The organism is Mycetocola lacteus, from assembly GCF_003667575.1.
GTDB classification, from domain to species: Bacteria; Actinomycetota; Actinomycetes; order Actinomycetales; family Microbacteriaceae; genus Mycetocola; species Mycetocola lacteus.
On record NZ_RCUY01000002.1, the window covers coordinates 667201 to 692769 of the forward strand.

At 63.5% G+C, this 25569-nt stretch carries 27 protein-coding genes; 8 read left to right on the forward strand and 19 right to left on the reverse strand.

Translation table 11 applies throughout. From position 1 onward, the window contains the following. Positions 1-14 precede the first annotated feature (14 nt). From D9V34_RS05110 to purB, 3 genes are read left to right on the forward strand one after another with little or no spacing between them, the layout of a single operon-like run. Positions 15-410, forward strand: a complete 396-nt coding sequence (locus D9V34_RS05110) for a phage holin family protein (protein WP_030147625.1) — start codon at positions 15-17, stop codon at positions 408-410. Between the two features lie 9 nt (positions 411-419). After that, complete coding sequence (locus tag D9V34_RS05115; protein ID WP_281272269.1) at positions 420-926, forward strand: low molecular weight protein-tyrosine-phosphatase; 507 nt, start codon at positions 420-422, stop codon at positions 924-926. Next, positions 923-2305: an adenylosuccinate lyase gene (purB, locus tag D9V34_RS05120; protein ID WP_030147623.1), complete on the forward strand. Its 1383-nt coding sequence runs from the start codon at positions 923-925 to the stop codon at positions 2303-2305. The genes D9V34_RS05115 and purB overlap by 4 nt, the downstream gene beginning before the upstream one ends. A gap of 592 nt (positions 2306-2897) precedes the next feature. On the opposite strand, the gene D9V34_RS05125 is transcribed toward purB, so the two are convergent. Then, positions 2898-3428, reverse strand: coding sequence for a hypothetical protein (locus tag D9V34_RS05125; protein WP_121687773.1), 531 nt, complete (start codon positions 3426-3428; stop codon positions 2898-2900). A 19-nt stretch (positions 3429-3447) separates the two neighbouring features. Then, positions 3448-4533: a hypothetical protein gene (locus D9V34_RS17465; RefSeq protein ID WP_147441621.1), complete on the reverse strand. Its 1086-nt coding sequence runs from the start codon at positions 4531-4533 to the stop codon at positions 3448-3450. 1588 nt (positions 4534-6121) lie between these two features. On the opposite strand from D9V34_RS17465, the gene D9V34_RS05130 reads away from it, so the two are divergent. After that, a complete protein-coding gene (locus tag D9V34_RS05130) occupies positions 6122-6715 on the forward strand; it encodes a hypothetical protein (RefSeq protein ID WP_147441622.1) in 594 nt (197 codons plus the stop codon). A gap of 241 nt (positions 6716-6956) precedes the next feature. Here the strand turns inward: D9V34_RS05130 and D9V34_RS05135 are convergent, their stop codons facing one another. From D9V34_RS05135 to dnaB, 4 genes are all read right to left on the reverse strand, one after another. Continuing rightward, the gene (locus tag D9V34_RS05135; RefSeq protein WP_121687775.1) at positions 6957-8300 is read right to left on the reverse strand and encodes a hypothetical protein; all 1344 of its coding nucleotides are present in this window, start codon (positions 8298-8300) and stop codon (positions 6957-6959) included. A gap of 167 nt (positions 8301-8467) precedes the next feature. Then, a complete protein-coding gene (locus tag D9V34_RS05140; protein WP_121687776.1) occupies positions 8468-8941 on the reverse strand; it encodes a hypothetical protein in 474 nt (157 codons plus the stop codon). Positions 8942-8944: 3 nt separating this feature from the next. Beyond that, on the reverse strand, positions 8945-9619 hold the full coding sequence (locus D9V34_RS05145; protein ID WP_121687777.1) for a DUF308 domain-containing protein: 675 nt from the start codon (positions 9617-9619) through the stop codon (positions 8945-8947). Between the two features lie 179 nt (positions 9620-9798). Then, positions 9799-11172: a replicative DNA helicase gene (gene dnaB / locus D9V34_RS05150; protein WP_121687778.1), complete on the reverse strand. Its 1374-nt coding sequence runs from the start codon at positions 11170-11172 to the stop codon at positions 9799-9801. Between the two features lie 518 nt (positions 11173-11690). Between dnaB and D9V34_RS05155 the strand changes: the two genes are divergently transcribed. After that, positions 11691-13055 carry a lipase family protein gene (locus D9V34_RS05155; protein ID WP_183091852.1) on the forward strand — a complete coding sequence of 455 codons (1365 nt, stop codon included), beginning with the start codon at positions 11691-11693 and terminating at the stop codon, positions 13053-13055. A 68-nt stretch (positions 13056-13123) separates the two neighbouring features. Here the strand turns inward: D9V34_RS05155 and rplI are convergent, their stop codons facing one another. The 7 genes from rplI to D9V34_RS05190 form a co-directional block, all read right to left on the reverse strand. Continuing rightward, positions 13124-13576 carry a 50S ribosomal protein L9 gene (rplI, locus tag D9V34_RS05160; RefSeq protein ID WP_030147617.1) on the reverse strand — a complete coding sequence of 151 codons (453 nt, stop codon included), beginning with the start codon at positions 13574-13576 and terminating at the stop codon, positions 13124-13126. Between the two features lie 11 nt (positions 13577-13587). Further along, on the reverse strand, positions 13588-13848 hold the full coding sequence (gene rpsR, locus D9V34_RS05165; protein ID WP_030147616.1) for a 30S ribosomal protein S18: 261 nt from the start codon (positions 13846-13848) through the stop codon (positions 13588-13590). Between the two features lie 50 nt (positions 13849-13898). Continuing rightward, complete coding sequence (locus tag D9V34_RS05170; RefSeq protein ID WP_121687780.1) at positions 13899-14423, reverse strand: single-stranded DNA-binding protein; 525 nt, start codon at positions 14421-14423, stop codon at positions 13899-13901. 5 nt (positions 14424-14428) lie between these two features. Further along, positions 14429-14812: a 30S ribosomal protein S6 gene (rpsF, locus tag D9V34_RS05175; protein WP_030147614.1), complete on the reverse strand. Its 384-nt coding sequence runs from the start codon at positions 14810-14812 to the stop codon at positions 14429-14431. 230 nt (positions 14813-15042) lie between these two features. After that, positions 15043-16389 (reverse strand): ABC transporter substrate-binding protein, encoded by a 1347-nt coding sequence (locus D9V34_RS05180; protein ID WP_121687781.1) that lies wholly within the window; start codon positions 16387-16389, stop codon positions 15043-15045. Positions 16390-16700: 311 nt separating this feature from the next. Next, complete coding sequence (locus D9V34_RS05185) at positions 16701-18137, reverse strand: CCA tRNA nucleotidyltransferase (RefSeq protein ID WP_121687782.1); 1437 nt, start codon at positions 18135-18137, stop codon at positions 16701-16703. A 54-nt stretch (positions 18138-18191) separates the two neighbouring features. Next, positions 18192-19097 (reverse strand): LysR substrate-binding domain-containing protein, encoded by a 906-nt coding sequence (locus D9V34_RS05190; protein WP_183091853.1) that lies wholly within the window; start codon positions 19095-19097, stop codon positions 18192-18194. A gap of 113 nt (positions 19098-19210) precedes the next feature. Between D9V34_RS05190 and D9V34_RS05195 the strand changes: the two genes are divergently transcribed. After that, entirely contained in the window at positions 19211-19618 is a 408-nt protein-coding gene (locus D9V34_RS05195) for a DUF5997 family protein (RefSeq protein ID WP_121687784.1), read from the forward strand. 78 nt (positions 19619-19696) lie between these two features. Here D9V34_RS05195 and D9V34_RS05200 read toward each other — a convergent pair whose 3' ends face one another. Continuing rightward, positions 19697-20179, reverse strand: coding sequence for a GNAT family N-acetyltransferase (locus D9V34_RS05200; protein WP_121687785.1), 483 nt, complete (start codon positions 20177-20179; stop codon positions 19697-19699). Positions 20180-20417: 238 nt separating this feature from the next. Here D9V34_RS05200 and D9V34_RS05205 point away from each other — a divergent pair, with 238 nt between their 5' ends. Next, positions 20418-21296: a chitosanase gene (locus tag D9V34_RS05205; protein WP_121687786.1), complete on the forward strand. Its 879-nt coding sequence runs from the start codon at positions 20418-20420 to the stop codon at positions 21294-21296. Here D9V34_RS05205 and D9V34_RS05210 read toward each other — a convergent pair. Together D9V34_RS05210 and D9V34_RS05215 are read right to left on the reverse strand one after the other, a co-directional pair. After that, positions 21293-21775: a hypothetical protein gene (locus D9V34_RS05210; protein WP_121687787.1), complete on the reverse strand. Its 483-nt coding sequence runs from the start codon at positions 21773-21775 to the stop codon at positions 21293-21295. The two genes, D9V34_RS05205 and D9V34_RS05210, sit on opposite strands and share 4 nt — an antisense overlap. Before the next feature lie 160 nt (positions 21776-21935). Next, positions 21936-23207: a M18 family aminopeptidase gene (locus tag D9V34_RS05215; RefSeq protein ID WP_121687788.1), complete on the reverse strand. Its 1272-nt coding sequence runs from the start codon at positions 23205-23207 to the stop codon at positions 21936-21938. 103 nt (positions 23208-23310) lie between these two features. Here D9V34_RS05215 and D9V34_RS05220 point away from each other — a divergent pair, with 103 nt between their 5' ends. Then, positions 23311-23730 carry a ribosomal maturation YjgA family protein gene (locus D9V34_RS05220; protein WP_183091854.1) on the forward strand — a complete coding sequence of 140 codons (420 nt, stop codon included), beginning with the start codon at positions 23311-23313 and terminating at the stop codon, positions 23728-23730. 81 nt (positions 23731-23811) lie between these two features. On the opposite strand, the gene D9V34_RS05225 is transcribed toward D9V34_RS05220, so the two are convergent. From D9V34_RS05225 to D9V34_RS05235, 3 genes are read right to left on the reverse strand one after another with little or no spacing between them, the layout of a single operon-like run. Further along, positions 23812-24306 carry a DUF2017 family protein gene (locus D9V34_RS05225; RefSeq protein WP_121687789.1) on the reverse strand — a complete coding sequence of 165 codons (495 nt, stop codon included), beginning with the start codon at positions 24304-24306 and terminating at the stop codon, positions 23812-23814. After that, positions 24303-24599, reverse strand: a complete 297-nt coding sequence (clpS, locus tag D9V34_RS05230; protein ID WP_121687790.1) for an ATP-dependent Clp protease adapter ClpS — start codon at positions 24597-24599, stop codon at positions 24303-24305. Before clpS ends, D9V34_RS05225 begins: the two co-directional genes overlap by 4 nt. A 29-nt stretch (positions 24600-24628) precedes the next feature. Continuing rightward, positions 24629-25552: a J domain-containing protein gene (locus D9V34_RS05235; protein ID WP_121687791.1), complete on the reverse strand. Its 924-nt coding sequence runs from the start codon at positions 25550-25552 to the stop codon at positions 24629-24631. Positions 25553-25569 lie beyond the last annotated feature (17 nt).

Below are 25569 nucleotides of genomic sequence, written 5' to 3' on the forward strand. Positions count from 1 at the left end.
CGATAGTGGAGCATATGGGAAATTTTCTCCTGCGATTAATCACCAACGCGATTGCGATTTGGCTCACCACCCTGCTGCTGAGCGGCGTCACCGTGCGCCCGTTTTCGGATGACCAGTGGTGGCAGATTGGGCTCAGCTACCTCATCGTCGCCTTCATCTTTGCGGTGGTCAACGGCATCCTGGGCACCATCGTGAAGATCGTGGCGATTCCGCTCTACGTGATTACCCTGGGCCTGATCTCCTTCGTGATCAACGGGGTGCTGCTGCTGATCGTCGCATCCGTCACCGAATGGTTCGGATTCGGCCTGCGGGTCGAGAATCTGGGCTGGGCCATCCTCGGTGCCATCGTGATCTCGATCATCAACGCGATCATCGGTGCCATCCTGCGCCCCCAGCAAAGACGACGCTAGGCCGTGCCCGTGCCCGCGCAGCCCTTTGCGATTAACTTCGTCTGCTCCGGCAATATCTGCCGGTCCCCGATGGCCGAGGTGATCCTGCGTGGACTTGCAGAAGAGGCGGGACTCGCGTCCTCGCTGCGGATCATCTCTACCGGCACCGGCGACTGGCACGTGGGGGAGCAGGCCGACCATCGCACGATCGCCTCCCTCGCCCGGCACGGTTACGACGGCAGCGCCCACCGTGCCCAGAAGTTTCAGCCCGAACACTACGACGAGTTCGACCTCCTGGTGGCTTTGGATCGCAGCCACGAACGCGTGTTGCGCGCCGGTGCCCCTACCCCCGAGGACGCCGATAAGGTGGCGCTCCTGCTGAGTTTTGACCCCGCGCAGGCCCATCTGCGCGATGTTCCCGACCCCTATTATGCGGACGATGCGGTGTTTGACGCGGTTTTTGTCATGATTAGGAAGGCGTGCGAACAACTTTTTCGCCAAATACAACCCGCGATCCGAGCAGGAGCCTCTCGATGACCTCACTTCCCATCCAGCCCCTCAGCCCCCTCGATGGCCGCTATCAGGCCGCCGTCAGCGGCCTGGGCGAGTACCTCAGCGAGGCCGGCCTGAACCGCGCCCGCGTTCAGGTTGAGGTGGAATGGCTGATCGCGCTGACCGGTCGCGGTGCCTTCGGGACCTCGCCGCTGAGCGATGAGCAGATCGATGCGCTGCGCGCCCTGTACACCGAATTCTCGCAGGCCGACATCGAGTGGCTGGCCGAGAAGGAGGCCGTGACCCGGCACGATGTGAAGGCCGTGGAGTACCTGGTGCGTCACCGCCTGAGCGAGCTGGGCCTCGACAGCATTGCCGAGCTGACGCACTTCGCCTGCACCAGCGAGGACATCAACAACCTCTCCTACGCGCTGACCGTCTCCGCCGCCGTGCAGGAGGTCTGGCTGCCCGGCCTGCGTCGCGTGATCGACATCCTGCGTGAGCTGGCCCACGAACACCGCGATGCGGCGATGCTCTCGCACACCCACGGCCAGCCGGCAACCCCGAGCACCATGGGCCGCGAGCTCGCGGTGACCGCCTGGCGTCTGGAGCGGATCGTCACCCAGATCCAGCAGACCGAGTACCTGGGCAAGTTCTCCGGCGCCACCGGCACCTTCTCCGCCCACGTGGTGGCCGAGCCCGAGGCCAACTGGCCCGCGCTGTCGAAGGAGTTCGTTGAGGGTCTGGGGCTCACCTGGAACCCGCTGACCACCCAGATCGAGTCCCACGACTGGCAGGCCGAGCTGTACGGCAAGGTATCCCACGCCAACCGCGTGCTGCACAACCTGGCAACCGACATCTGGACCTACATCTCGATGGGTTACTTCACCCAGATCCCGCAGGCGGGTGCCACCGGCTCCTCGACCATGCCGCATAAGATCAACCCGATCCGCTTCGAGAACGCCGAGGCCAACCTCGAGCTCTCCAGCGCGATCCTCGACTCGCTCGCCGCGACCCTGGTGACCTCGCGCATGCAGCGCGACCTGACCGACTCGAGCGCCCAGCGCAACATCGGCGTGGGCTTCGGCCACTCGCTGCTGGCCCTGGACAACCTGGCCCGCGGCCTGCGCGAGATCTCGCTGAACCGTGCGGCCCTGCTGGCCGACCTCGACGCCAACTGGGAGATCCTGGGCGAGGCCATCCAGACCGTGATCCGCGCCGAGGTGGCCGCCGGACGCTCCTCGATCGAGGACCCGTACGCGCTGCTCAAGGAGCTCACCCGCGGCAAGCGCATCGGTCAGGCCGACCTGATCGCGTTTGTGGAGAAGCTGGAAATCGGCGACGAAGCCAAGGCCCGCCTGCTCGCGCTGACCCCCGCGACCTACGTGGGACTGTCGGCCGAGCTGGTGGACTTCCTGCCGTAATCGATTAGACAGAGATACGGACTCGTAAAGCGGCGAGTCCCATTGGTCGTTGCAACGCCCCACCCTCTGGGATGTTGCAACGACCATTTCTCGTTCAGCCAATGCGCCTTGGAAAGTGGGTGAAAACCCGTCACCGTGTTCAACAAGCTAAGTCCCGTTACCGTTTTCATAAACGATATGTGCCGGACCAAACATACGTCGCCGATGGGCACACAAATCAAGCGCCTACGGCAAATCTCTCGACCTAACCGCAACGATTTGCGCCAGAGTTACGAGATCGTGGAACAACGACCCGTCCACAATTATCAAAGAGGAGCTAGGTTCTGAGGTTCTTGCTGGCCGGAAATAAGTGGGTCGACTTGTTTCACTACGGTTAATAAAAGTCATGTCCCGCTTGGACACTATCGTAAGAATTTACTATCTTCTCGTGCCTGAGCAGATCACTGTGCTAACGCCGCCTCTTTCGCGCACTTTAACAAGGACAGCGGCAACCCACCCACTATTTTGCTCACCTAGCCCCTGGGAAGAGCCCTCTTCAACATCTGTTTGTCAATTGTCGCAGCTCTCAATTAGAACTCAAATCCAAACTGAGTCAAGCGCGTGGCATCCAGAAAGTCGCCGCATACAAATGAAAGACCGACTGCCCCAACAAAAGGACTTGATAGGCAGTCAAGCCGACCGAAACCGCTTGAACGATAATTCCTGCGAGGCTGGGCTCCATGATGTTCTCATTGTTGGCGATAAGAGGCAGAGCGAGCTGAACAACAGCCAAGCCGGTAGATGCGATGCCAACCAGTACAGTCCAAAAAAGCTGGGTTGTTAGTCGATAAACCTGCCACCGCTCATCTTTGGCGTTGAACTCTGCGTCGTTTTTCAAGTTGATTGCCCACGGCCAGAAGAACATCACCAAAGTGACGCTCAGCGCGGTAAACACCGCGTTAGCCGCCAGAACCGATGCGCCAGTGTCTGTAGAGGTGCCCCAAAAACCGTGAGCGACACCTACGAGAATACCGATGGCTAGCCAAGCGAACTGAACACGAGCCAACCCGGGGCGCGCAATAGTAGCGGGTGCTTTCGAATAGAACTGTTCCCGAACTATTTGGAAAATAGAAACACCGTTCAATGATCATCTCCGTTCTAAGCTAAAGAACTCTCGTAAGAATATCTGCAGCCACTGTCTGTCCAATAGGGAGGCTGGTTTGGACATCGATTAAGAACTCACTACATGTCTTAGCAAACTCTTTATCTTCGGGCCGGTATGCGCGCGTTTGTCCGGCGCTCGTGCTTCCGACGTCGTAGACGAGAGTGGGACCCTTGTCCTCCGTGGCGAGGCCAAAGGAGCGCTGACGCCCGGCAGGATTGATGAACGCAACTTGGGCCTTCCATCCATCACCGATGGCGGACTGCGGCGTGACTCCGGAGCCGCTGATTAGAGGGGAGGCAGAGAGAAATCCATAAACTGTATCTCTATCTGGTCCGGACGAAGTGACGATTCTGTTAAGCACGAGCCCACGTGGCTTGACCGTGACCCGGACGTCCGCATGATATCCGTTTACATCCATCGCTTGTGTCGATCCACCCGCGCGCGGCGCGTCAAAACGAAGCTCCTGAACCTGCACCATGTTTGCCCATGCCTTAACAGCTTCCCAGTCAGCAACCGGTTCAATCTTGGTTGTCAGGTCAGGAAGCTTGTCCCGCAGGACTTTCAAGAAGATTGATTCCATTTGAGAATAGCCGGTGCTCATTCCGGCGCGCTCACTGAGCCAGTAGGCTTCATGGGCCCCGCTAGGATATACGAAAATGCCGCGAATGAGCGATTCGTTGTGTTCATCAGCAGCATAGCTAACGCGCGTGCCTTTACGCTGATGAAGCGTGCCGACTAGTCCCGCTCTTCCTACTCCAAATTCGACAAAGGTGAACTCGTCATGCTCAGCCATACGAATAACTCGAATTGATTTCGAGTCATCCTCTGAATCGAGTATCAATTCTGCCTGCTTCATTGAAGCTAGCTGCGCATCGATAATGGAACGGAGTGAGAGTCCTTTCCCATCTAGATCGCTGATGAGTTTCCGCTCGCCACCGCGCGCGTTCCGAGGATTCAATGCAAATGAATACGGAGTCATGGAATACTTCGCCAAAGTTAGTAGCCCTTCAAAGTAGGTTTCGCTGTTTTCAGATTCTAATAACGAGAAAAACCCATACACGCTAAAAGAAGTCGTCGGTGCCACCGCTAAATGAAATGGTCTGGGTGTTCCGATTGGTAACGGGTGCGGGAGGTTTCAGACACAGCTAGGAGCGTATCGGTGTGGCATTGTCTGCCGATCCTTGTTCTGCAGCATTCAGTGTGGCATAGCGTACGCCTTGTGCCATCAAAGCCAACACAGCGAGTCATTGGAAGACCCCGATCCCGACTGGCTCAAGCTTTCAGGTCCACTCCGGCTTTATGTGCAATTCAGTGAAGACATCAGGCTGTGCGCGGTCTGGCGAAATCTGCGTGAAGCAATCTGAGTCCATGACCTCATAGTGACCACAGTTCACGCTAGATCTAGCTCCAACCACGAAATCCATAGGGATCCGTTCACCGGGTCGAGCCCGGTAGAGTCAAGTAATGAGTAACTTGTTCGGGTCAGAAGGTTGGGAAGAAGCAAGAGCAACAGTCACTTCTCTCGGAGGACTAATCGCACTCGTTTTCGCAGCAAGAACTTACGTGCTCAATAGTCGAAGTAAGCGCGAAGAACATCCACGACTCGTGTATTCTCGATGTTCTTCCATCTCAACGCTCGCGCCAGGAGAGCAATACAGATTTCCGGATGTTGACCCCTTCTATGCTGTGGTCTCAGCGAACTTCCGGCTTGCAAATGCCTGCGTGAATGAGCCCGCAGTAAACGTTGTCGTTGAAGTCTTCAATCGAAGCGACCAAGTTATTGGGCCAGCGTGGGTGCGTCTCTGTTACTCCGAAACGGACTGGCCGGCTTCACCAGGTATGACAATCCCTGTGTTGGCACCGGGTTCATCTGTTATCGTCCACCTACTCGGCCAAAACGAGGCTCCAATCGGGAATTATGTGCTGGTACCAGGGGTGACTTTTCGTGACTCAGCTGGACATTGGTGGGAGAGAAAGGGAACAAATCCAATCCGATTGTTGCGTGTTGCGCCTCGGCTCGCTGCCATACACGAGAATCAGTTTTCGTCACCAGGGTTCCGCAGCATCGAGCTCGGCAACGGTCTCGCAGAGGACTTCCTTCCGGCCTGGAAACGGTGGCTATTTGACGCATGTCTTTCAAAAGTGCCGGGAATAGGCCCGCAACTTTGCAATGGCAAGTGGCGAAACCACGCAGAAAAACAAGCCCGAGCACGTCTGGAGCGCAAGTATCGCTAAGAAACAATAAGCTGCGTGAACCAATGTAACGTCTAGCTCGGGCTTGAAGTAATTCCAGATTATCTCGGCACTAATCACACAAGCACTCGTCAGGTGGAGTGCGAGCACAGAGGACGATAAGAAGCCTAAACATCAGGCATGTCCTATCATCTGGCATATTCAACGTATGTAATGTTTATCGTATGCAGTGGCGCTCCAGAAGATTCGACAAGACTGAGCTCGATGCTCTACACCCAGGCGTACCAACGTGGATGCGCCGACCTCTGATCCGGTGGGCTACCGCCGTTATGGAATTGCGGAGGACGAAGAACGGTTCGATCAGTCGCGGAGAATTTGCGGATCCAGAGTTGGTCCAGAAGTTTGAGACCCTGACAAGACGATCAATCTCCCTACTGTCAGCCTTCAGAAGTTCAGGCGTACACGGTCTCTACGAGGAGATGGGTGATGAAGAGTTCCTTGACTTCATCGATTTTCTCTTATTCCACATGGCACAGTTTGGCCGACAAGGCACCGGCGTGATTAAAAGACTAGAAGACTTACTCCATGACGCAGGTTCAGAGTGGACAGTCGGGCACCGCAATAATCACATTTCTCTGGAAAAGCGTGTTGCCGAGGGCGTATCGATAGGAATTAGTGAGGTAATCGCCCATTCTGGCAATGCCGGTGAGCTGTTGGCCGAAGCCTGGAACGCAGCGTTCGGCCGTTCACCTGATGCCGAAGAAGCATACGAGAAAGCGATCAAAGCCGTGGAGGCGGCAGGCGCGAGTATCGTAACCCCAAACAATAAGAGGGCTACGCTCGGAACGATGGTTCGAGACATGAAAGCGCAGAAAGATTGGGGTCTTGATCTCAGTGCTCCGCACGCGGATGTGCCAGTAAAGATGGCGGAGGCCCTATGGATCGGCCAGGAAAGCCGTCACGGAGGTAACGGTTACAGGAAACCGACGCAAGCAGAAGCGGAAGCCGCCGTAATGCTCGCCATACCCCTCGTACAATGGTTCTCTTCGAGCGCAATTTCCCGTCGAGCTTAAGTACCTCGACTGCAATTGTGGGCAGGCTCGTGGCATTGGATGCTCCGCCAACTCCATTCTGAGAATACGCACTTCGTAACTGGTATACCGAAAACGTAGATGCAAAGTTTCAGGTGGAATTTAACGGACTAATGGATTTTCGGGGCGCGATTGTGTTGTGAGTCGATTGTTCGGGGCGTGAGGGGCTCCACCCGGGGCCGGAGCACGTTTTACTCCACCGCCCTGACATGCTATACATCGGCTACGCGGGCAGCGGGTCCCGATCAGGCTCGGCGGCGGGCACAACCTCCGCCGGGCGGCGCAGCAGCTCCAGCAGGATGATCACCACCAGGCCACCCACGAGGGTCCAGATCACCAGGCCCACGGTAAGCGGACGCCCCCAGATCAGGATCGCCGCGGCCCCCAGGGCCAACACGATTCGAATTTTCGGCGCGAGCAGGCTCAGGCGACGGCCAAACCGGCCGGTGCCGATGCCGTGCTGATCCCCGAATGATCGGGCCCGGGCAAACAGCGCGGTGCTGGCACCGCGCAGGGTCCGGGGCGTGCGCCAGGGACCGGTCCACCAGGCGATGACCCCCACCAGCAGGGCGATGATCGCGACGGTGATCGACAGATCCCGGGTAAAACCGGTCCCGGTTTCCAGGATCAGCTGAGCCACCGGCACCGACCCCATGCTGGCACCGAGGCTCGGAGCCAGCACGCTCACGCCGATGTTCAGGGCCAGCACCACCAGCAGCAGCACCCCGGCCAGGAGTCCCGCACCCCACAGCACCGCGGTACGGCGTCTGGGTGCCAGCAGGACGCCCCCGAGAAGCGCGAGCAGCCCCAGGGGAGCCAGCCACGCGCCCGCGGCCTGGAGGAGGGCGTAGCCGGGACGCAGGCGGGCCAGCTCGTCGGCCTGCACCAGAACCAGCGTGCGATCCACCGTGGGGATCACCGCGGCAATGCCCACCCCCTCGGCCAGCAGCCGTGATTTGACGGCGTCGACAATCGGTCCGAGTTGCACACCGAGGCTCCCATCGCGGCTCAGGGCAAGGAGGGAGTTTTGTGTGCCCGAGAGCGCCGCCACCACCTCGCGATGGGTGTGGGTGAGCAGGCCCGTGGTGAGCTGGGTGAAGGCGGGGGAGGCGATCACCTCGTCCACCGTGCGTTCGATCAGGCCGTTCATCCCGGCCACCGCGACACCCTGCAGCGCGTTCAGCGCGGTGCGGGCGCGCTCGGGAACGCCCAGTTCGTCGAGCCCGTCAAAGGCGCTGGCCGTGAGCGCGGGCAGATTCACGGCGGCGATGATCGCCTGACTGACCTCGCTCGCGATCAGTGATCGCACCTCGGGTTCGGCCAGCAGCGGCTCGAAGGTGTCCACAAACACCTCGGTCCGGGCCGTCTGGGTGGCCGCCCAGTTTGCCACAATCGCGACCGGGGCAAGCAGCGCCCCGAGCGCCAGCAGCACACCGGCCCCGATCCAGCGCAGGCGTTGCCCGGCGGATCGAGATCCCCGCAGGCGCGCGTTTTCGGCCTCCAGCCCGGCCAGGCGGGCGTGCAGGGTCGCGTTCTCCGCGGATTCTGGTGTTGCGTTCTCGCTCATCGGTGCAAGCGTAGCGCGGGCAGAGCGCCGCACCTATGCCCACGTTCACGCGCCACAGACCCAAACCCCACAAAGCCCGTGATGACGTGGTTCCCGCCCGAAACCACAACGCCCGCGATCCGAATCGGCGTTCGGGTCGCGGGCGAGGGCGGATGCGTGGTTGATGCCTAGTGGGCGCGGGGGCGCTGGTCGCCCTCGGTGTCCTGCGCGTGGATGTCGCGCGCCTCAAAGTCGTCGGGCTTGATCGCCAGCGAGAACATCGCGATACCGATCAGACCCACGATGAAGGCGACGCCGCCGAGGATCAGGCCGAGCATCGGCTCCCGCGAGGCGTAGGCGGCGATGATCCCGGTGAATCCACCAAAGATCAGGGCGATGACCAGCAGCTCTACCGGACGCAGGATCTCGCGACGGGTGGGCTTACGCGGCGGAATCGGAGCGACCTGGGCGGCCGCATCAAACGCGTTGGCGGTCTCATCGGCCGGAGCATCGGCGTCGGGCTGGGTGCCCGAATCGGCAGCGGCATCCGTCGCGGGGTGAGACGCGGAATCCGGGCGCACGTCGGCGGCCGGCTGAGCGGCGGCATCGGGTGCCGATTCCGGGGTGGTTTCGGGCTCCTGGCCGGCTGCGGGGGAGGTCATGTACTAGTCGCCTTTCGAGACGGAAACTGCGGGGACCACCTTGGCGGCCGGGGCCCATTTCAGGGAGAGTGCGGCGATCGCCTGGTAGGCAGCGACGATGGCCGCATACGCTCCAAACAGGCCGACGGTCATGATCGAGGCGTTCAGCACTCCCGGAGGGGTCTTGCCGTCGCCACCGAAGTTGTGAACGTAGTCCGGACGCACCAGCAGCACGGCGATCGCCAGCAGCAGGGTGAACGCACCCACGGCGATCCAGTCGCGGGCGATGCCCAGGCGTCCGCGGGCACGCAGACCGCCGACCAGCTCCAGAACACCGCTGATCAGCGCCCATCCGGCGATCAGACCGAGCAGTCCGATCAGGTGCGCGGCGGGGGCCGTCAGCAGGATGACCAGGGCGGCGACGCCGGCAACCACGCCGATCGCCCCCTGTGCGCGGGTCGCACCGCGGCCGAAACGAACGGGCACGTTGCGGGCACCCCAGATCAGCTGGATGAGCCCCTCGATCAGCGCGTACGCGGCAAAAGCCGTGAGACCCAGCTGCGGGGAGTGATCGCTGGAGAAGGTGATAACCAGCGCCACCACGGCCGCAATCACCGCACGCGAGAGCGGCAGCAGCCAGCTCCCGGAGGGCAGCGCGGGCGGGGTATCGCCGGTGTGAACGGCTTCGGACGTGGCCACGACTTATCCTCTTTCCCAGGATTTATACGATCCCACCCAGTCTACGCCAGCCAGCGCGCAACGCCGCCCGCGAGCACGTACACTTCCGCCCCTCGTCCCGGAACGCACTGCCGCCTCGGAACCGGGAGCGAGGTCGGCGAACCCCAGGAACAGAGCATGCCCGGGAACGACGCCCGTGGTTAGGAACCGGGAGCGAGGTCGGCGAAGCGGGAGAAGTGCCCATGGAATGCCACGGTCACATCTCGGGTGGGGCCGTTACGGTGCTTGGCGACGATGAGGTCGGCCTCGCCCGCGCGCGGGTTGTCGCGGTCATAGGCGCTTTCGCGGTGCAGCAGAATGACCATATCGGCGTCCTGCTCCAGCGAACCGGACTCACGCAGGTCCGAGATTGCGGGCTTCTTGTCCGCGCGCTGCTCGGGTCCACGGTTCAGCTGCGACAGCGCGATCACCGGCACCTGAAGCTCCTTGGCCATCAGCTTGAGCGATCGCGAGAACTCCGACACCTCCTGCTGACGGCTTTCCACACGCTTACCCGAGGTCATCAGCTGCAGGTAGTCGATCACAACGAGCTTGAGGCCCACCTTCTGCTTGAGCCGGCGGCACTTGGCGCGGATCTCGACCAGGGTCATGTTGGGGCTGTCGTCGATGTAGAGCGGGGCGTCGTTGATCTTGCCACGGGTCGCGGCGATCTTGGTCCAGTCGCGCTGGTCCACGGTTCCCTTACGCATGTTCTGCAGCGGAACCGAGGCTTCGGCGGCCATCAGACGCATCGCGATCTCGGCGCGACCCATTTCCAGGGAGAAGAAGATCGAGGGCATGTTGTTGCCGATCGAGGCGGCGCGGGCGAAGTCGAGTGCCAGCGTGGACTTACCCAGGGCCGGACGTGCGGCCACCAGGATCAGCTGGCCGGGGTGGAACCCGTTGGTGAGCTCGTCCATCTCGACAAAGCCGGTGGGCACACCGGTCATCTGGCCGTCCTTACCGGCGGCGGCCTCGATCTCATCGATCGCGGCACCGAGGGCGTCGGTCAGCGGCACGTAGTCTTCGGTGTCGACATTGCCGTTGACCGCGTAGATTTCGGCCTGGGCGTTGTTGACCAGATCAAGGGCCTCGCCCTCACCCTGATACCCCATCTGGACGATTCGGGTCCCGGCTTCCACCAGGCGGCGCAGCAGCGCACGCTCGGCAACGATGCTCGCGTAGTATCCGGCGTTTGCGGCGGTGGGCACGAGGCTGGTGAGCGAGTGCAGGTAGTCGGCACCGCCGGCGCGAGAGAGCTCACCCTGCTTGATCAGCTCGTCGGTCACGGCGATCACATCGGTGGGCTCTCCGTGCGAGTAGAGCGAGAGGATCGCGTCGTAGATGATCTCGTGCTTGGGCACGTAGAAATCGGTTCCGCGGACGGTTTCGACCACGTCGGCAACGGCGTCCTTGGACAGCAGCATGCCGCCCAGGGCTGACTGCTCGGCAAGCAGATCGTGGGGCGGGGTACGCTCGGCTCGCGAGCCTTCTCCGAGGCTCGGGTCCGATAGGCCCAGATCCGCAATAGACACCGATTTACTCCTTCACGCCAGGCGCGATAACCGCCGTGTCGACCATCGTCGCGTGCTCTCAGCACACCACAGACCACCGACACCGAAGCCCTGCACCGGCCGGAGAATTCGGGCCGCGAGAGGGATCCTCGACCACGCTACGGGAGCACCCCACAGAATCACAAATGCACTTGTGGATAACTCTGTGGAGAATCTGCGGGAAACTCCGTCCACAATGTGCACAACCTGTGGGGGATCCTGTGGATAAGAAAAAACTTTCGCTCTATATATGGCGATAACCAGGGCTTTTATCTCTCCACATGGGTGTGCGAAAAAGTCTCTCCACCGGTGGGTGAATGTTGTCGTCATACACACCCTCCGTGTGTACAACTACTTGACCGCGGCCGCAATACCGCTGTAGATTGTGCGACCTGTTCCCGAGCTTACGCGCGTTGATGCCCCGTTTGCCGGACATTCGTTTTCTTCACACGCGGATCTGTTTTACTCCTCCCACATCACACCCAACCCTCGGAGGATCGATGAAGATCACCGTTTCACCCACAACCCTCTCTGCCGGTTCACTCGCACTGCTGGTGACGGGCGCACTCCTTGTGCCCGCCGGCACCGCGCAGGCGGCTATCCCGCCCGCAATCCGTACCGAAACGCCAGTGCCAGCGCCAACGCCCGCGCCCGCGTCAACCGCCGTGCCCGTGTCAGGCGACACCGACCCTGCCGCACAGCTTCCGCCGCTCAGCGCGCAGACGCTCGCGGGGGGAGTTGATAGCTCCTTCTACGACCTGCCCGTCCCCATTCCGGCCACGCCCGGCCAGCTCGTGCGCCATCGCCCAGTCGACGCCAAGCTCATCACCAAGTACATTCCGGTGCCCGCCCAGGCCGAGCTGGTCATGTATTCCAGCACCGCGAGCGACGGCACACCCAACGTGGTTACCGGGACCGTGTTCACCCCCTGGGAGGCATATTCGGGCACCGGAGAACGCCCCCTGGTCTCCCTCGCGCCCGGCACCCAGGGCCTCGGTCAAGACTGCACACCCTCGCGTCAGTTTGTTGCGGGCACGGAGTATGAGGCCTTCCCCGTCACCGCGCTCCTCATTGCCGGCTACTCGGTTGTGGTCACGGACTACCAGGGTGCCGGCACCACCCTCAACAACTCCTACCTCGCCCGGGTGACGCAGGGTAACGCGGTGCTGGATGCCGCCCGAGCGGCACCGAAAACCGGACTGCCCTCGATCACCCCCACCGCCCCGGTACTGCTCTACGGGTATTCGCAGGGGGGTGGCGCAGTGGCCTCGGCCGCCGAACTCGCCGCAAGCTATGCGCCCGAGCTGCCCATCATCGGCGGTTTTGCCGGAGGGGTTCCGGCGGATCTCAACGCCGTTGCCAGCTCCATTCAGGACACCCCATCGAGCACCCTGCTGCTGTTTGCGCTCACCTCGCTCGGCAACCTTGCCGGGATTAATGCCGACGACTATCTCAACGAGTCGGGCCAAGCGGCTCGCGCCTGGGCCGCCGAAAACTGCGTGATCCCCACCACCGAGCGCTATGCAAGTACGCCCATGCGCTCGCTGACCACTACCGGGGAGTCGATCACCGCCCTGATTGATCGGGTACCCGAGTTCAAGAAGACGGTGGCCGAACAGACCATCGGTCTCGGCACACCAAACTTCCCCATCCTGGTGGGGCAGAGCCCGGCCGATGAGATCATCCAGCCCGCACAGTCGGCAAAAATGGTGGAACAGTGGTGTTCACGGGGAGCACAGGTGCAAACGATCGAGGCACCACCGGTGAACCATGTGATGGGTGCCATCACCCTCGTGCCGGCGGCACTGAACTTCCTCTACCAGCGGGTAAACAAGATCCCGGCTGCCGGGTTCTGTGGTAATTAGGCACAAAAAACGGCCCCGGATCAGTGATCCGGGGCCGTTTTGGCGATGCACCCCGAGGGGTGAATCAACTACTTAGCGGCTACCACCTGAAGGGTGATGGTCGCGCTAACCTCGTCGTGCAGACGAACCAGGACCTTGTGGTCACCGGTTGCCTTGATCGCGTTGGGGATCTCGACCTTACGCTTGTCGATCTCGCCAGCGCCCGCAGCCGAAACGGCGGCGGCGATGTCAGCGGTCTTCACCGAACCGAACAGGCGGCCTTCGCGACCGGCCTTGACGGTCAGCTTGACCTTGCCCTGCTCCAGGTTTGCCTTGAGCGCCTGAGCGTCCTCGAGGTTGTGCAGTGCACGAGCGGCGCGAGCCGCCTTGATCTGCTCAACCTGCTTCTCGCCACCGCGAGTCCAGACAACAGCAAAGCCCTTGGGCACGAGGTAGTTACGGGCAAAGCCGTTCTTCACCTCGATAACGTCCCCGGGGGCACCGAGACCGGTGACCTCGTGGGTCAGAATTACCTTCGACATTTGCTTACTCCTTAGCGGCCGGAGCCGGCGTAGGGGAGAAGAGCCATCTCACGTGCGTTCTTGACGGCACGTGCGATGAGGCGCTGCTCCTGGACGGAAACACCGGTGATGCGACGGGCGCGGATCTTTCCACGCTCGGAGATGAACTTGCGCAGGGTTGCGACATCCTTGTAATCGATGACGCCGACGCGGATAGCCTTCGCGGGAGCGACGACCTTTGCGCCCTTACCGCGGGCAGGCTTGCGGCCAGGGCCGCCAGACTTTCCAGCCATAATGATTTCCTTAGTGTGCTACCTCGAGCCGAAGGCTCGAAGAAAATTTCTTAGAAGGGAGTGTCGTCCCCGAAGGTGCCGGGAGTGTTCCAGGCATCTGCTCCAGAGGACGCGTTGTTCGACGGCGCGTTGTTGTACGACGGCGCGGCACTGGCCCAGGGCTCATCCGATACGGCACCCTGCTGCGGGGAGCGAGCTCCACCGCCGGAGGACTGTGCACGGCTGACCTGAGCGGTTGCGTACCGCAGCGACGGACCGATCTCGTCAACTTCAAGCTCGATCGCGGTGCGCTTTTCGCCTTCCTTCGTCTCATAGGAACGCTGCTTCAGGCGACCGGTCGCGATGACACGGCTTCCCTTGCTCAGCGATCCGGCGACGTGCTCGGCAAATTCGCGCCAGACCGAAGCGCGGAGGAACAGCGCTTCGCCGTCCTTCCACTCGTTCGACTGACGATCGAAGTTACGCGGGGTCGATGCGATCGTAAAGTTGGCGACCGCCAGCCCGGACTGCGTGTAGCGCAGCTCCGGGTCCGAGGTGAGGTTTCCCACCACGGTAATGATCGTTTCGCCGGCCATCGAAACTACTCGGCCTTCGCCTCGGCCGACTGGGCCTTAGCGGCAGCACGGGCGGCCTTGGCGCTTGCGCGCTCGGCTTCCACGGCAACCTGAGCGATTGCTTCCTCGGCACGCAGCACCTTGGTGCGCATGACGGCCTCGGACAGCTTGAGCTGACGGTCCAGCTCAGTGGTCGCGGCAGCGGTAGCGGTGAAGTCGACGACAGCGTAGATGCCTTCGGCCTTCTTGTTGATCTCGTACGCCAGACGACGACGGCCCCAGATGTCAACCTTTTCGATGGTTCCACCATCGTTGCGGATGACGTTCAGGAACTTGTCGAGGCTCGGTGCAACCGTGCGCTCGTCAATCTCCGGGTCGAGAATAACCATGAGTTCATACTGATGCGTCACTAACCCACCTCCTTCGGACTCGAACGGCCACAGGATTTCTGTGACAGGAGGGTTCTGCATCGTTGCCGATCCTCGCCCCAGAAGGGGGCTTAAATGGACAACTTGCTCAGTCTACTTGATTTTGACCGCGCGTGTCGCCCCTGTGGACAACTGCACCGCTTTATATGGGCTGTGGAAAGCACGACACCCCGCCTCCCAAACGGGAACGGGGTGTCGTGAATGCGGATGAACTAGCCGTTGACGGCCACGTTTCCGGCGTCCTGAGCCTTCTTCAGGCCCTCCTTGACGTCGAGCTTTCCCTCGAAAATCTCATTGAAGAGCGGCGTGTAGGCCTCCTGCCCCGCCACAAACTTTCCCCCGTGGAAGGGCGGAATGGTCTTGCCGTCCTTGACCACGTCAAAGAACGGGGCCACGTTGGTGTCCTTGCCCTTCCAGTAGTCGAAGAACTTTGCCTGCGCGTCCACGACCGCGGGCACATGGGTGCCTTCGCTGCCGATGAACGCGGCACCCTGGGTGGATCCCAGCCAGGTCAGCAGCTTCTTGATCGCCGGCTGCTTGCTCTTATCGGCGTTGGCATTGCCGGCCACGGCGATGCCGTTGGTCACCGAGACGCGACCGTCGGGGCCGGCCGGCATCATCGCGACACCCCACTTGAACCCGGCCTGCTCGGACACGGTCTTGAGGTTGTAGATTCCGGACTGGAAGGTGGCCAGCTTGCCCGCGAGGAACTGATCACGCACCACATCGGTGTTGGCGCTGGTCTCGGCGGCGGGCGGGGCCACCTTCGAGGTGTTGATGGCGTCAACCACATACTTGATCGCCTCGGCCGAGGCCGGGTTGGCGAAGGTGAACGCGTCGCCGTCCTGGAACTCGCCCCCGTTGGAACCGATGAACGGAAGGATGATGGCCTGGCCGTCATTGTTGAGGCTCGTACCGTAGGTCACCGCGGTACCGTCATAGCCCTCGGCCCCGGCGGCCACCCCCGCGGCGTCCCGGGTGAGTGCCTGGGCGGTCTTCAGATAGGTGTCCTTCTCCGGGTTGGGGTCCCAGGTGAGGTCGTTCAGGGTCTTGGGCTCCACCCCGGCCGCGCTCAGCAGATCCCCGTTGTAATACACGGCGATGCCGGCATCGTAGAGCTGGGGGACACCCCACAGCTTGCCCGAGCGGGTGTACTGGTCCACCACGCTGGGCTCCCAGTCACCCTTGGCCCCGTCGCCCAGGGTGGCACCGATGTCCAGCAGGTTGCCGCTGTCCACATAGGCCGGGTAGCTCGAGGCGTTGATCCAGAACAGATCGTCGGCGCTCTTGGCGGCCACGTCCTTGCGCAGGGTGGTCCAGTAGTCGCTCCAGGCAACCGTCTTCACGTTGACCTTGATGTCCGAGTTTTCCTTCTCGAAGGCGTCAAACGACTGGCGGTAGGACTTGGCCACGGCCTCGTCCCAAACGCGCACGGTCAGCTCGGTACCCTCGCCGCTCCCGCTGGCGGAGTCGGAGGTGCCGTTCGTCCCCGAGCAGGCGGAGAGGAGCAGCGCGGCGGCACCGATGATGGCGGCCGCGGAGAGCTTTTTTCGGATCATGGAGGTTTACGTCCTTCGTTCGTTCCAGGTGAACGTGGGCTCGGCATTGGCCGGGATGGTCCCACCGTCGAGGGGGATAAAAAACAGTGGTGACGAACACCTGGATTCGTCACCACGATCACGAAAAACGTGACACTTTCGTTAACTATTTCATCGTTGCCGCTGAATTCACAAGGCAGCATCGACGCTACCGGCAAGCAATCCTTACCCCGGATACCCCGAAAAAACCCGCCATTCCGGGGGACAGCGCCGCCCCAGCGGGATCAAAAATCAATTTCGAAAAGGCACGATCTTCGACCCCGGATGAGCCCCTACTCCGCGGAACCGCGTGCGGCCCACCAGGCGTGCAGGCGTTCGGCGGCGACCTCGGGCCCGAGCGGACCCTCATCCAGGCGAAGCTCCAGCAACCAGCGGTATGCTTCGCCCACCTCGCGTCCCGGGGCGATGCCCAGGATCTGCTGGATCTGGTTACCGTCGAGGTCCGGACGCACGGCGTCCAGCTCCTCCTGCTCGGCCAGCTCGGCGATGCGCGCCTCGAGGTCGTCATAGGCGAAGGCCAACCGGTCGGCCTTGCGGCGGTTGCGGGTGGTCACATCGGCGCGGGTCAGCATGTGCAGGCGCTCCAGTAGGTCGCCGGCGTCGCGCACGTAGCGGCGCACGGCCGAGTCCGCCCAGGCGGCCTCGGTGTACCCGAAGAAGCGCATGTGCAGCTCAACCAGGCGACCCACGGCCTTGATCGTCGCGGTGTCATAGCGCAGCGCCCCCAGCCGCTTCTTGGCCAGCTTGGATCCCACCAGGTCGTGGTGGTAGAAGCTCACGGTACCGCCGGGGCCCAGCTTGCGGGTGGCCGGCTTGCCAATATCGTGCAGCAGCGCCGCCCAGCGCAGCACCAGGTCGGGCTCGGCCCCCGGGTGGCGCTCATGCTCGTAGCTGATGGCCTGTTCCAGCACCGTCAGCGAGTGCTGGTAAACGTCCTTATGGTGGTGGTGCTCATCGGCTTCCAGGCGCAGCGCGGGCAGCTCGGGCAGCACGATGTCCGCCAGGCCGGTGTCCACCAGCAGCTCGATTCCCGGACGCGGATTATCGGTCAGCAGCAGCTTACTCAGCTCGGCCTGGACCCGCTCGGCGGAGATGTTCTCGATCGAGGCGGTCATCTCGGTGATCGCGGCGCGGGCGTCCTCGTCCACGGTGAAGTCCAGCTGGGAGGAGAATCGGGCGGCCCGCATCATCCGCAGCGGGTCATCACCAAAGCTCACCGCGGGCTCGATCGGGGTACGCAGGGTGTGATCTGCCAGGTCCTGGAACCCACCGGTGGGGTCCTCCAGCGCGTTCTGCGGCAGGCGCAGCGCCATCGCGTTGACGGTGAAGTCGCGGCGGCTGAGGTCGCCGGTCAGGGTATCCCCGAAGGCCACCACGGGCTTGCGGGTCACGCCATCGTAGGTGTCGGCGCGGTAGGTGGTGATCTCGATCGTTTCGCCGTGGATACGGGCACCGATGGTCCCGAACTCGCGGCCGATGTCCCACTGGGCGTCGGAGATCGGGGTCACGATGCGCAGGATGTCATCCGGACGCGCGTTGGTGGTGAAATCGAAGTCATTGACCGTGCGCCCAAGGATCGCATCGCGGACCGGACCACCCACGAGTGCCAGCTCGTACTCCGCCTCGGCAAACGCGCGCGACAGGGTCGACACGATCGGGGAAGCGGCGAGTTTTTCCAGCCGCTCGAGGGCTTCAGCCATTCTCACCATGCGGGCAATTCTACTAGGCACCCCGACACCACGCGGCACCGGGGGCCGCGGGATCTAGCGGCGACCGCGCTTCTTGCTTGCGGGTTTGCGCGGCTGACGCGGGCGGAACGGCGCGGGCTTTTTGCTCTGCTGCTGCGCCGGCTTCTTCTTGGCGGGCTTTTCGGGTTCGGGTTCGGCCCGGCCCCGCGAGCTGTTGGCGGTGCGTCCACGGACGATGCCCACAAAGTCCTCAACGCGTTCGGCGCGCACCGCGTCGTCCTCGTCGATGCGCCAGGCGATCCCGATCTCGGTGGGGGCAACCCCGCTCACGCGGCGGTGCTTGACGTCCTTACGGTCGTGCAGGCGGGCGAGGGACTGCGGCAGGATCACGAAGCCGATGCCCGCGGCAACCAGCTCGATCGCATCCGCCACCCGCTCGGGGGCGGGCAGGTCCGGGCGGGTGCCCTCGATCATCTCGGTGCCAACCTCGGCCCAGCCGGGCACCTCGCTCGGATCCTGGATCAGGTGCAGGTCGGCCAGCTCGGCCAGGCCCACATCGGCGCGCTCAAGCAGCTCGTGCCCCTTGGGCAGCACGACCATCGGGGTTTCCTCATACAGCTTGATCAGGTGCAGATCGTCTCCGCGATCAAAGGGGAGGCGGACAAAGCTCACGTCGGCCAGGTTTTCGGTGAGCACCCGGCGCTGATCCTCGCGCTCACCCATGGTGAAGGAGGTGCGGACGCGCGCGTTGCGCTCGGTCCAGGCCGTGCCCCACTTGCCCAGCGAGACGCCCGATACATAGGCGATACGGAAGTCGGCGGGCGGCGCATCCACCGGGGTGGGTTCACCGGATGCGGCGGAGGCGTCGGGGAGTGATTCGGCTGCCTGATCGACACCGGCCACGGGCGCGGAAATCGCGGACGTAGACTCGGCTGGTTCGGTGGATTCCGAAATCGATTCCGGGTTCTGGTGCTCGCTCACGGGGCCTCCCTGGGTCTGCGTGCCCCCACAAAGACGGGGACACCACCTCCAGAGTACGGCAGGGATCGCCCGGAAAATTTCTGCAACCCCGCAATCACGGTTACCCTAAGAGCATGAGCGAGCAGAACATGAAACCCGCGACCGCGGCAAAGAAGCTCGGAATCTACCTCCAGGCCACGCCTGAGGCATTCCAAGCCGAGCCGATCACCCGCGAGGCCTTCCTCGCGCTTCAGCAGACCCCGCCGGAGTGGCTGACCGAACTGCGCCTGAACGGTCCGCACCCGCGGACCGAGGTGGCACGCAAGCTCGGCGTTTCGGCATCGGGTCTGGCCCGGGCCGGGATGGCCGACGCCGCCCTGACCACCGCCGAGATCAAGGAGCTGCTGACCAACCCGCCGGCATGGCTGGTCACCGAGCGTGCCACCCAGGCCGAGGTGCGCGCCGTCAACCAGCGCACCAACGAGCGCAACGAGGGTCGCAAGATCCTCGCCGCCGAGCGGGCAGCCGAAGAGCAGAAGTAGTCGCCCACAACGCACAAAGCGGCGCCCGGATCCAATTGGATCCGGGCGCCGCTTCGTGTGTTCCGAGTAGAAAGCGGGCTAGGCGGCGGGCTCCATCGTCAGGACGTTGGATTCGGCGGGGATGAGGTCCGGGACGGCCTCCATGATGCGTTCTGCCCGGCGACCGGGGCGCACCATCGAGGTATGGGTCGGCTCCACAAACCCGAACTTGCTGTAGAGACCGTGAGCGCTGGAGGTAAACAGGGTCCAGCGGAAATCTTTCCCGGGACCGTTTTCGATCATTTCCTCCACGAGCAATCGGCCCAGATTATGGCCGCGATGTTCGGGGAGAACGTAGACATCGGCAAGGTAGGCATCGTTGATGCCATCGGAGACGGCACGGGCAAAACCAATCTGGTTGCCGTGCTCGGTATACACACCCACCACGCGCCATGCGCCGCGAATCTGCGCCTCGACGTCCTCGCGGGTACGCCACCGGTGCCAGGGTGCCTGGGTAGACAAAAACTCCCAAATCGCGCCGAGGTCCAGGCGCGACGGATCGGAATCAAACTCGTAGTTCACGATTTATTTTCACACCCCGACGGTGACACTCCGGTGAATGTGAAATGAACACTCAATCGCTCGTGTGCCGCACCCGAATCGGGCATCCCGGAACACCCCCGAAATCCGCGGCGTGGCGGGGATCCGAGGGCTTTCCGGGGACCTCAAAAAATACGATTTGTGAGTTTTTACATCACGGCGTGCCGTGGACCGCGAGTAGTCTGAGATTCCCTGCTGAATCGCTCCCAAAGGACGGCTGATGTTCACTTCCGCAAAACCCTCCTCCCACCGGTATGGATGGGTGGGTGCGGCGGCTCTGGGTGCCGCGATCCTGACGCTCACCGCGGGCTGTTCGCTGCTGCCCCAGATTCCTCAGCCGGCGATCGAATCCGCCTCGGAATCGGTGGCACCCGAGCAGAAGGCCCCGGAAGCGACGCTGAATGATCCCCGACTCAAGGACATCGCGATGCAGCTGGTCTCCAGCGCCGAGAACTCCACGCTGGATTGGAAGGATCAGTACGGCTACATCGAGGACATCGAGGATGGTCGTGGATTTACCGCCGGGATCATCGGCTTCACCACCGGCACCGGCGACCTGCTGGAGGTTGTGCGCGCCTATACCCAGGCGGTCCCCGGCAATCCGCTGGCACCGTTCATCCCCGCCCTGGAGAAGGTCAACGGCACCGATTCTCACGACGGGCTCGGACCCGATTTTGAGCAGGCCTGGACCGATGCTGCCGACGATCCGAAGTTCCGCGCCGCCCAGGATGCCGAGCGGGACCGGGAGTACTTCGATCCGGCGGTGTCCCTCGCGGTGGCCGACGGCCTGCGCCCGCTGGGCCAGTTTGCCTACTACGACGCGGCCGTGGTGCACGGCACCGAGGGCGGAGATGTGAGCCTGGAGGGCATCCGCAAAACCGCAATGAAAAAAGCCAAGACGCCCGCCCAGGGTGGCGATGAGAAGGCGTACCTCAATGCGTTCCTCGACGCCCGGGTCGCGGCGATGAAAACCGAGGAGGCTCACGATGACACCTCGCGCATCGACACCGCGCAGCGGGTGTTCCTCAAGGCCGGCAACTACGACCTGACCACGCCGCTGGAGTGGCGCACCTACGGGGATCGCTACCGGATCGACTAGGGAGCGGGCGCCGTTGTCGAGGCGGGTTTTCTCGTCCGATAGAGCGCGATGACACACAGCACGGCCCCGAGGGCGGCAGTGGTCGCGCCCGTCGCGCCGGCCACCACGTAGGCCAGGAATCCCGACTCAGACAGGCTCAGCGTGTTGGGTACGGGAGTAGGGAACACGATTGTTGCGAGCAGGACGATAGCCAGCAGGGTCGCCCCGGCCAAAAACAGTGGCCATCCTGGGGCGATAGCAGTGGACCGGGCGGACACCCACAACAGCACCCAGGCGAAGAGGGCGCTAAGCAGAATCATGCCCAGGACCGGCAGCAGGGTTCGTTGTGGCTCGGCGGTGGTGATGTCAGCCAGATCCCAGCTGAATACCAATCCCTCCTGCCGGGCCCGCTCGTGGAAACTCAGGAAACCCAGCAGGGGCAGATAGATCAGGGCCGCGAGCACACCGACCAGCACTCCTAATATTCTCTGCTTGACCATGGATTTTGCTCCCTCGCTCGCGTGCTGGCGACGCTACCAGCGAGGCTTAGCGGTGTCGAGGGTGCGCGATCCCGACAAGTGAATCTTCAGCGGATTGACACCCTCTGCCACACAGACCGAAGGCCCGCCCCGGATCGGGACGGGCCTTCGGTCTGTGTGATTAGGCGCCGGCGAAGAAGGCGCCGATGGCGCCGGAGAGCGCGATCGGGTCGTTCACGTGGCACAGCTCGCGGGCCGAGTGCATCGAGAGCAGCGGCACCCCGACGTCCACTGTGCGGATGCCCAGGCGGGTTGCGGTGAGCGGGCCGATGGTCGAACCACAGGGGACGGTGTTGTTGGAGACAAACTCCTGGTAGTTCACCCCGGCGGCCTCGCAGGCCCGGGCGAACAGCGCGGCACCGTGCGCGTCGGTGGCGTAGCGCTGGTTGGCGTTGATCTTCAGCAACGGTCCGGATCCGGCCAGCGGACGCACCGCGGGATCATGCATCTCGCCGTAGTTCGGGTGCACCGAGTGACCGGCATCCGCCGAGAGGCACCAGGATGCGGCGTAGGCGCGGGCCAGGTCGGTTCCGGTGGCCCCAAGGCCCAGCGAAATGCGCTCGGTGATCTCGGCGAGCAGCGGTCCGCTGGCACCCGAGCGGGTCTCCGAACCGAGCTCCTCGTGGTCAAAGGCGGCGAGCATCACGATGTGTGCGGGGTCGGCGGCCAGGGTTTCCAGGGCGTGCAGACCGGCCCACACCGAGGAGAGGTTGTCCATCCGGCCGGCGGCAAACAGCTCACCGTTCTGGCCAAAGCGGGCGGGCGCCTGGGTGTCGGCGGTCAGGATGTCATAGCCGGCCACCTCGGCGGCTTCGACGCCGGCGAGCGCTGCCAGGTGGGCCACCAGGTCGGCGGTGGAGCGATCACCCACGCCGTAGACGGGCTGGGTGTGACGCTGACGGTTGAGGGTCAGGCCGTTATTGGCCTCGCGATCCAGGTGGATCGCCAGCTGAGGGATGCGCAGATACGGTCCGGTGCGCACCAGGTGCTCGCTGCCGTCGCGCAGAACCAGGCGTCCGGCGAGCTCCAGCTCGCGGTCGAGCCAGGAGTTCAGCAGCGGGCCGCCGTAGACCTCAACCCCGGCCTGCAGCCAGCCGTCGGATCCGGTGCTCGGCTTGGGCTTGAGCTTGAAGCCGGGGGAGTCGGTGTGGGCACCCAGGATGCGGAAGCCGGTGGTCGCGGTCGCGCCCTCGGGCTGGATCCAGGCCACCAGCGCGCCATCCCGGATCACCAGGTAGCGGCCGGCCTCGGTGGGCCAGGCGTCGGCCTCGTCCAGCCGGGTGAATCCGGCACCCTCGAGCCGGGCGGCACCCGCCGCGGCCGCGTGATAGGAGGAGGGGGAGGCCTGAATGAAGGCACCAAAGTCCGCGATGAGCTCGTCAGTGTTGTGCATGCCCTCCATCCAATCACTGTTCGGGGCGGCGCGGGGAATCCGTGCCGAACGTGCGTTTTCCCAGCCGGGGCACGCTAGCCTGAACCCTCACGAGAGGAACCCCGTGCACACTTCCGATTCACGTCCCCTGCCAGGCCGCCGCCGCACGCTGCTGATCGCGCTGGCGACCTGTGTGGCGCTGGGTCTCGCGGTGACCAAGCTCGGCAGCGGCGAGGTGGCCGGGTTTGCCGGGGATGCGCTGTATGCGGTGGCCGCGTATCTGGCGATCGGGATGCTCTGGGTGCGACTGCGTCCGATTCCGCTGGGTTTTCTGACCGTGGCAATCTGCTGGGCGATCGAGTTCTTTCAGGCGACCGGGATTCCGCTGCGGCTGGCCGAACAGTGGATCGGCTGGCGCTACCTGCTCGGCACCACCTTCAACTGGGTGGATCTGATCGCCTACCTGCTGGGCGGCGTCCTCGTTGCCGTGCTGGATGCACGGTGGCGATCGCGAGCCATGGTACTCGGATCAAACCGGCCCTAGCCGCGGGGTGCCCAACGCAGGGTCGCCGGCAGATCCACCGTGTTATCGAAGCCCGAACCCGGGTGATTCCGCGGTGAGAACCTAACTTTTCGCCAGCCGGCCCGACTCCTCATCGCCGCGCACCAGCGCCAGCACCAGGGACTCCTGGATGTAGCCGAGCCAGTCATACAGGCCGGTCAGCGGTTCTTCGGGATCGGCCTCGGGGGTCTGCGTGGTGATGCTCAGGCGTTCGGCGAGGACCTGACGCAGATCGCCCAGCGCGCGCATCACTGTCTCGGCATCCGCGCGGGAGAGTGCGGGTGCCGGATCGGCGGGGATCGTGTCCGCGAGCAGCCGGGCACCGTGAATACGGGCGTCATCGAGGTCGCCGCGGGTCAGCCGGCGAAACTCGGCCGAGGCCTCGGCATCCTCGGGGTAGGCGTCGGGATAGAGGCGCTCGGACACCGGATCGGTGGGGTCCTCAAGCACCTCGATCAGCTGGACCGCCAGATCGCTGAGGATCGCCCGCTCGTGTTCCTCCAGCAGCAGCGTGAAGCCGTTCTGATCCAGGTGCACGGCACCGATGCTCACACTCATGCCCCGGCCCCCGCATCGCCGGCCCGCACGGTGGCCCACAGCCCGAAGCCGTGCATCGCCTGCACGTGCATCTCGGCGGCCTCGCGTCCGGTTCGGGCCACGACCGCGCTGCCCTCGTTGTGTACGGCGAGCATGCGCTCCTCGGCCTGCTCGGTGCTCATCCCGAAGTGGCTGCGGAACACAAAGGAGACGTAGCTCATCAGGTTCACCGGATCGTCCCAGACCACCACCTCCCAGGGCGTCTCGGCGAGCGCCGCCGGGGCACGGTCTAGGAGTTGCTGGGTGTCGGTCATCACCCCTTAAGAATAGGCGCGGGTGCGACCTAGAGGAATCGGATACCCGCCTGGAGCACGCTGCGCAGCTCGAATACGTCGCTCAGGCTGCCGTGCGCCATGCCGGGGATGCCGGTGCGCAGCACGTGGCCGAGCAGCGAGCGCTGCACCACCAGGGTGCTCGCGTGCCGTCCACGGCCGACCGCCACGATGCCGTCCTCCATCGAGTTATCCGGGACCACGATTAGCACCCCGGTGAACTTGACCCGGAGGTCCTTGGCAAACGCCCGTGCGGTGCGGGTGGTGCGCCGAACCGGCAGCTCCAGTGGGCCGATGTTTTCGCCCTGGAGCTCGCCGCGCTTAAGCACAATCTGACCGCCCCAGTCCTCCGACGCGATGGCAAACAGCCCGGCGGGGCCGAGGACCACGTGATCCAGCGCTCCCTCGTTACCGGCGGCCACATCGCTCCACATCGTGAACCCCATACCCAGGTCGGTGATCTGCCGGGCGGTGGCCTCCTCGGCGAGCGCCTTGGCCAGCTCGCGGCGGATCTCCGGGGGAGCGGTACGCACCAGGCGTGCCTCATACGGATCCGGGATGTCGACACCACGCCCCACCCACTCGCGCAGCATCGCCAGGTAACGCTCGCGCGCCCGGCCTCCGGGATGTCCGTAGGTGCGCGCCTTGGGGCGGGAGTCCTGCCGCGGCGGACGCGGGGCCGCCGACCAGGTGGCACCGGGCTCGGCGGGGGAGGAGGTCGAGGAGGATCCGCGATCATAGGACGCACGCGCCTCGATCGTGCCCACCTGTTCCCAGGCGCGCTGCACCTCGTCAAACGCGGCGGCGCTGCCCCCGGTGTCCGGGTGGGTCTCGCGGGCGCGACGACGGTAGGCCCGGCGCAGGTCGTCCTCGCTCGCCGATCCGGCCACTCCGAGGACCTCATACGGGGTCCGTTCGGCGGGGCTTGTACTCATGGTGCTCCTTGAAACAG

Bases quoted from the DNA above. Each gene is read 5' to 3' on its own strand.
- D9V34_RS05110 (WP_030147625.1), top strand. From the start codon at position 15: ATGGGAAATTTTCTCCTGCGATTAATCACCAACGCGATTGCGATTTGG.
- purB (WP_030147623.1), top strand. From the start codon at position 923: ATGACCTCACTTCCCATCCAGCCCCTCAGCCCCCTCGATGGCCGCTAT.
- D9V34_RS05130 (WP_147441622.1), top strand. From the start codon at position 6,122: ATGGGTGATGAAGAGTTCCTTGACTTCATCGATTTTCTCTTATTCCAC.
- D9V34_RS05135 (WP_121687775.1), bottom strand. From the start codon at position 8,300: ATGAGCGAGAACGCAACACCAGAATCCGCGGAGAACGCGACCCTGCAC.
- D9V34_RS05140 (WP_121687776.1), bottom strand. From the start codon at position 8,941: ATGACCTCCCCCGCAGCCGGCCAGGAGCCCGAAACCACCCCGGAATCG.
- D9V34_RS05155 (WP_183091852.1), top strand. From the start codon at position 11,691: ATGAAGATCACCGTTTCACCCACAACCCTCTCTGCCGGTTCACTCGCA.
- rplI (WP_030147617.1), bottom strand. From the start codon at position 13,576: ATGTCGAAGGTAATTCTGACCCACGAGGTCACCGGTCTCGGTGCCCCC.
- rpsR (WP_030147616.1), bottom strand. From the start codon at position 13,848: ATGGCTGGAAAGTCTGGCGGCCCTGGCCGCAAGCCTGCCCGCGGTAAG.
- D9V34_RS05170 (WP_121687780.1), bottom strand. From the start codon at position 14,423: ATGGCCGGCGAAACGATCATTACCGTGGTGGGAAACCTCACCTCGGAC.
- D9V34_RS05180 (WP_121687781.1), bottom strand. From the start codon at position 16,389: ATGATCCGAAAAAAGCTCTCCGCGGCCGCCATCATCGGTGCCGCCGCG.
- D9V34_RS05185 (WP_121687782.1), bottom strand. From the start codon at position 18,137: ATGGTGAGAATGGCTGAAGCCCTCGAGCGGCTGGAAAAACTCGCCGCT.
- D9V34_RS05195 (WP_121687784.1), top strand. From the start codon at position 19,211: ATGAGCGAGCAGAACATGAAACCCGCGACCGCGGCAAAGAAGCTCGGA.
- D9V34_RS05205 (WP_121687786.1), top strand. From the start codon at position 20,418: ATGTTCACTTCCGCAAAACCCTCCTCCCACCGGTATGGATGGGTGGGT.
- D9V34_RS05210 (WP_121687787.1), bottom strand. From the start codon at position 21,775: ATGGTCAAGCAGAGAATATTAGGAGTGCTGGTCGGTGTGCTCGCGGCC.
- D9V34_RS05215 (WP_121687788.1), bottom strand. From the start codon at position 23,207: ATGCACAACACTGACGAGCTCATCGCGGACTTTGGTGCCTTCATTCAG.
- D9V34_RS05225 (WP_121687789.1), bottom strand. From the start codon at position 24,306: ATGAGTGTGAGCATCGGTGCCGTGCACCTGGATCAGAACGGCTTCACG.
- clpS (WP_121687790.1), bottom strand. From the start codon at position 24,599: ATGACCGACACCCAGCAACTCCTAGACCGTGCCCCGGCGGCGCTCGCC.
- D9V34_RS05235 (WP_121687791.1), bottom strand. From the start codon at position 25,552: ATGAGTACAAGCCCCGCCGAACGGACCCCGTATGAGGTCCTCGGAGTG.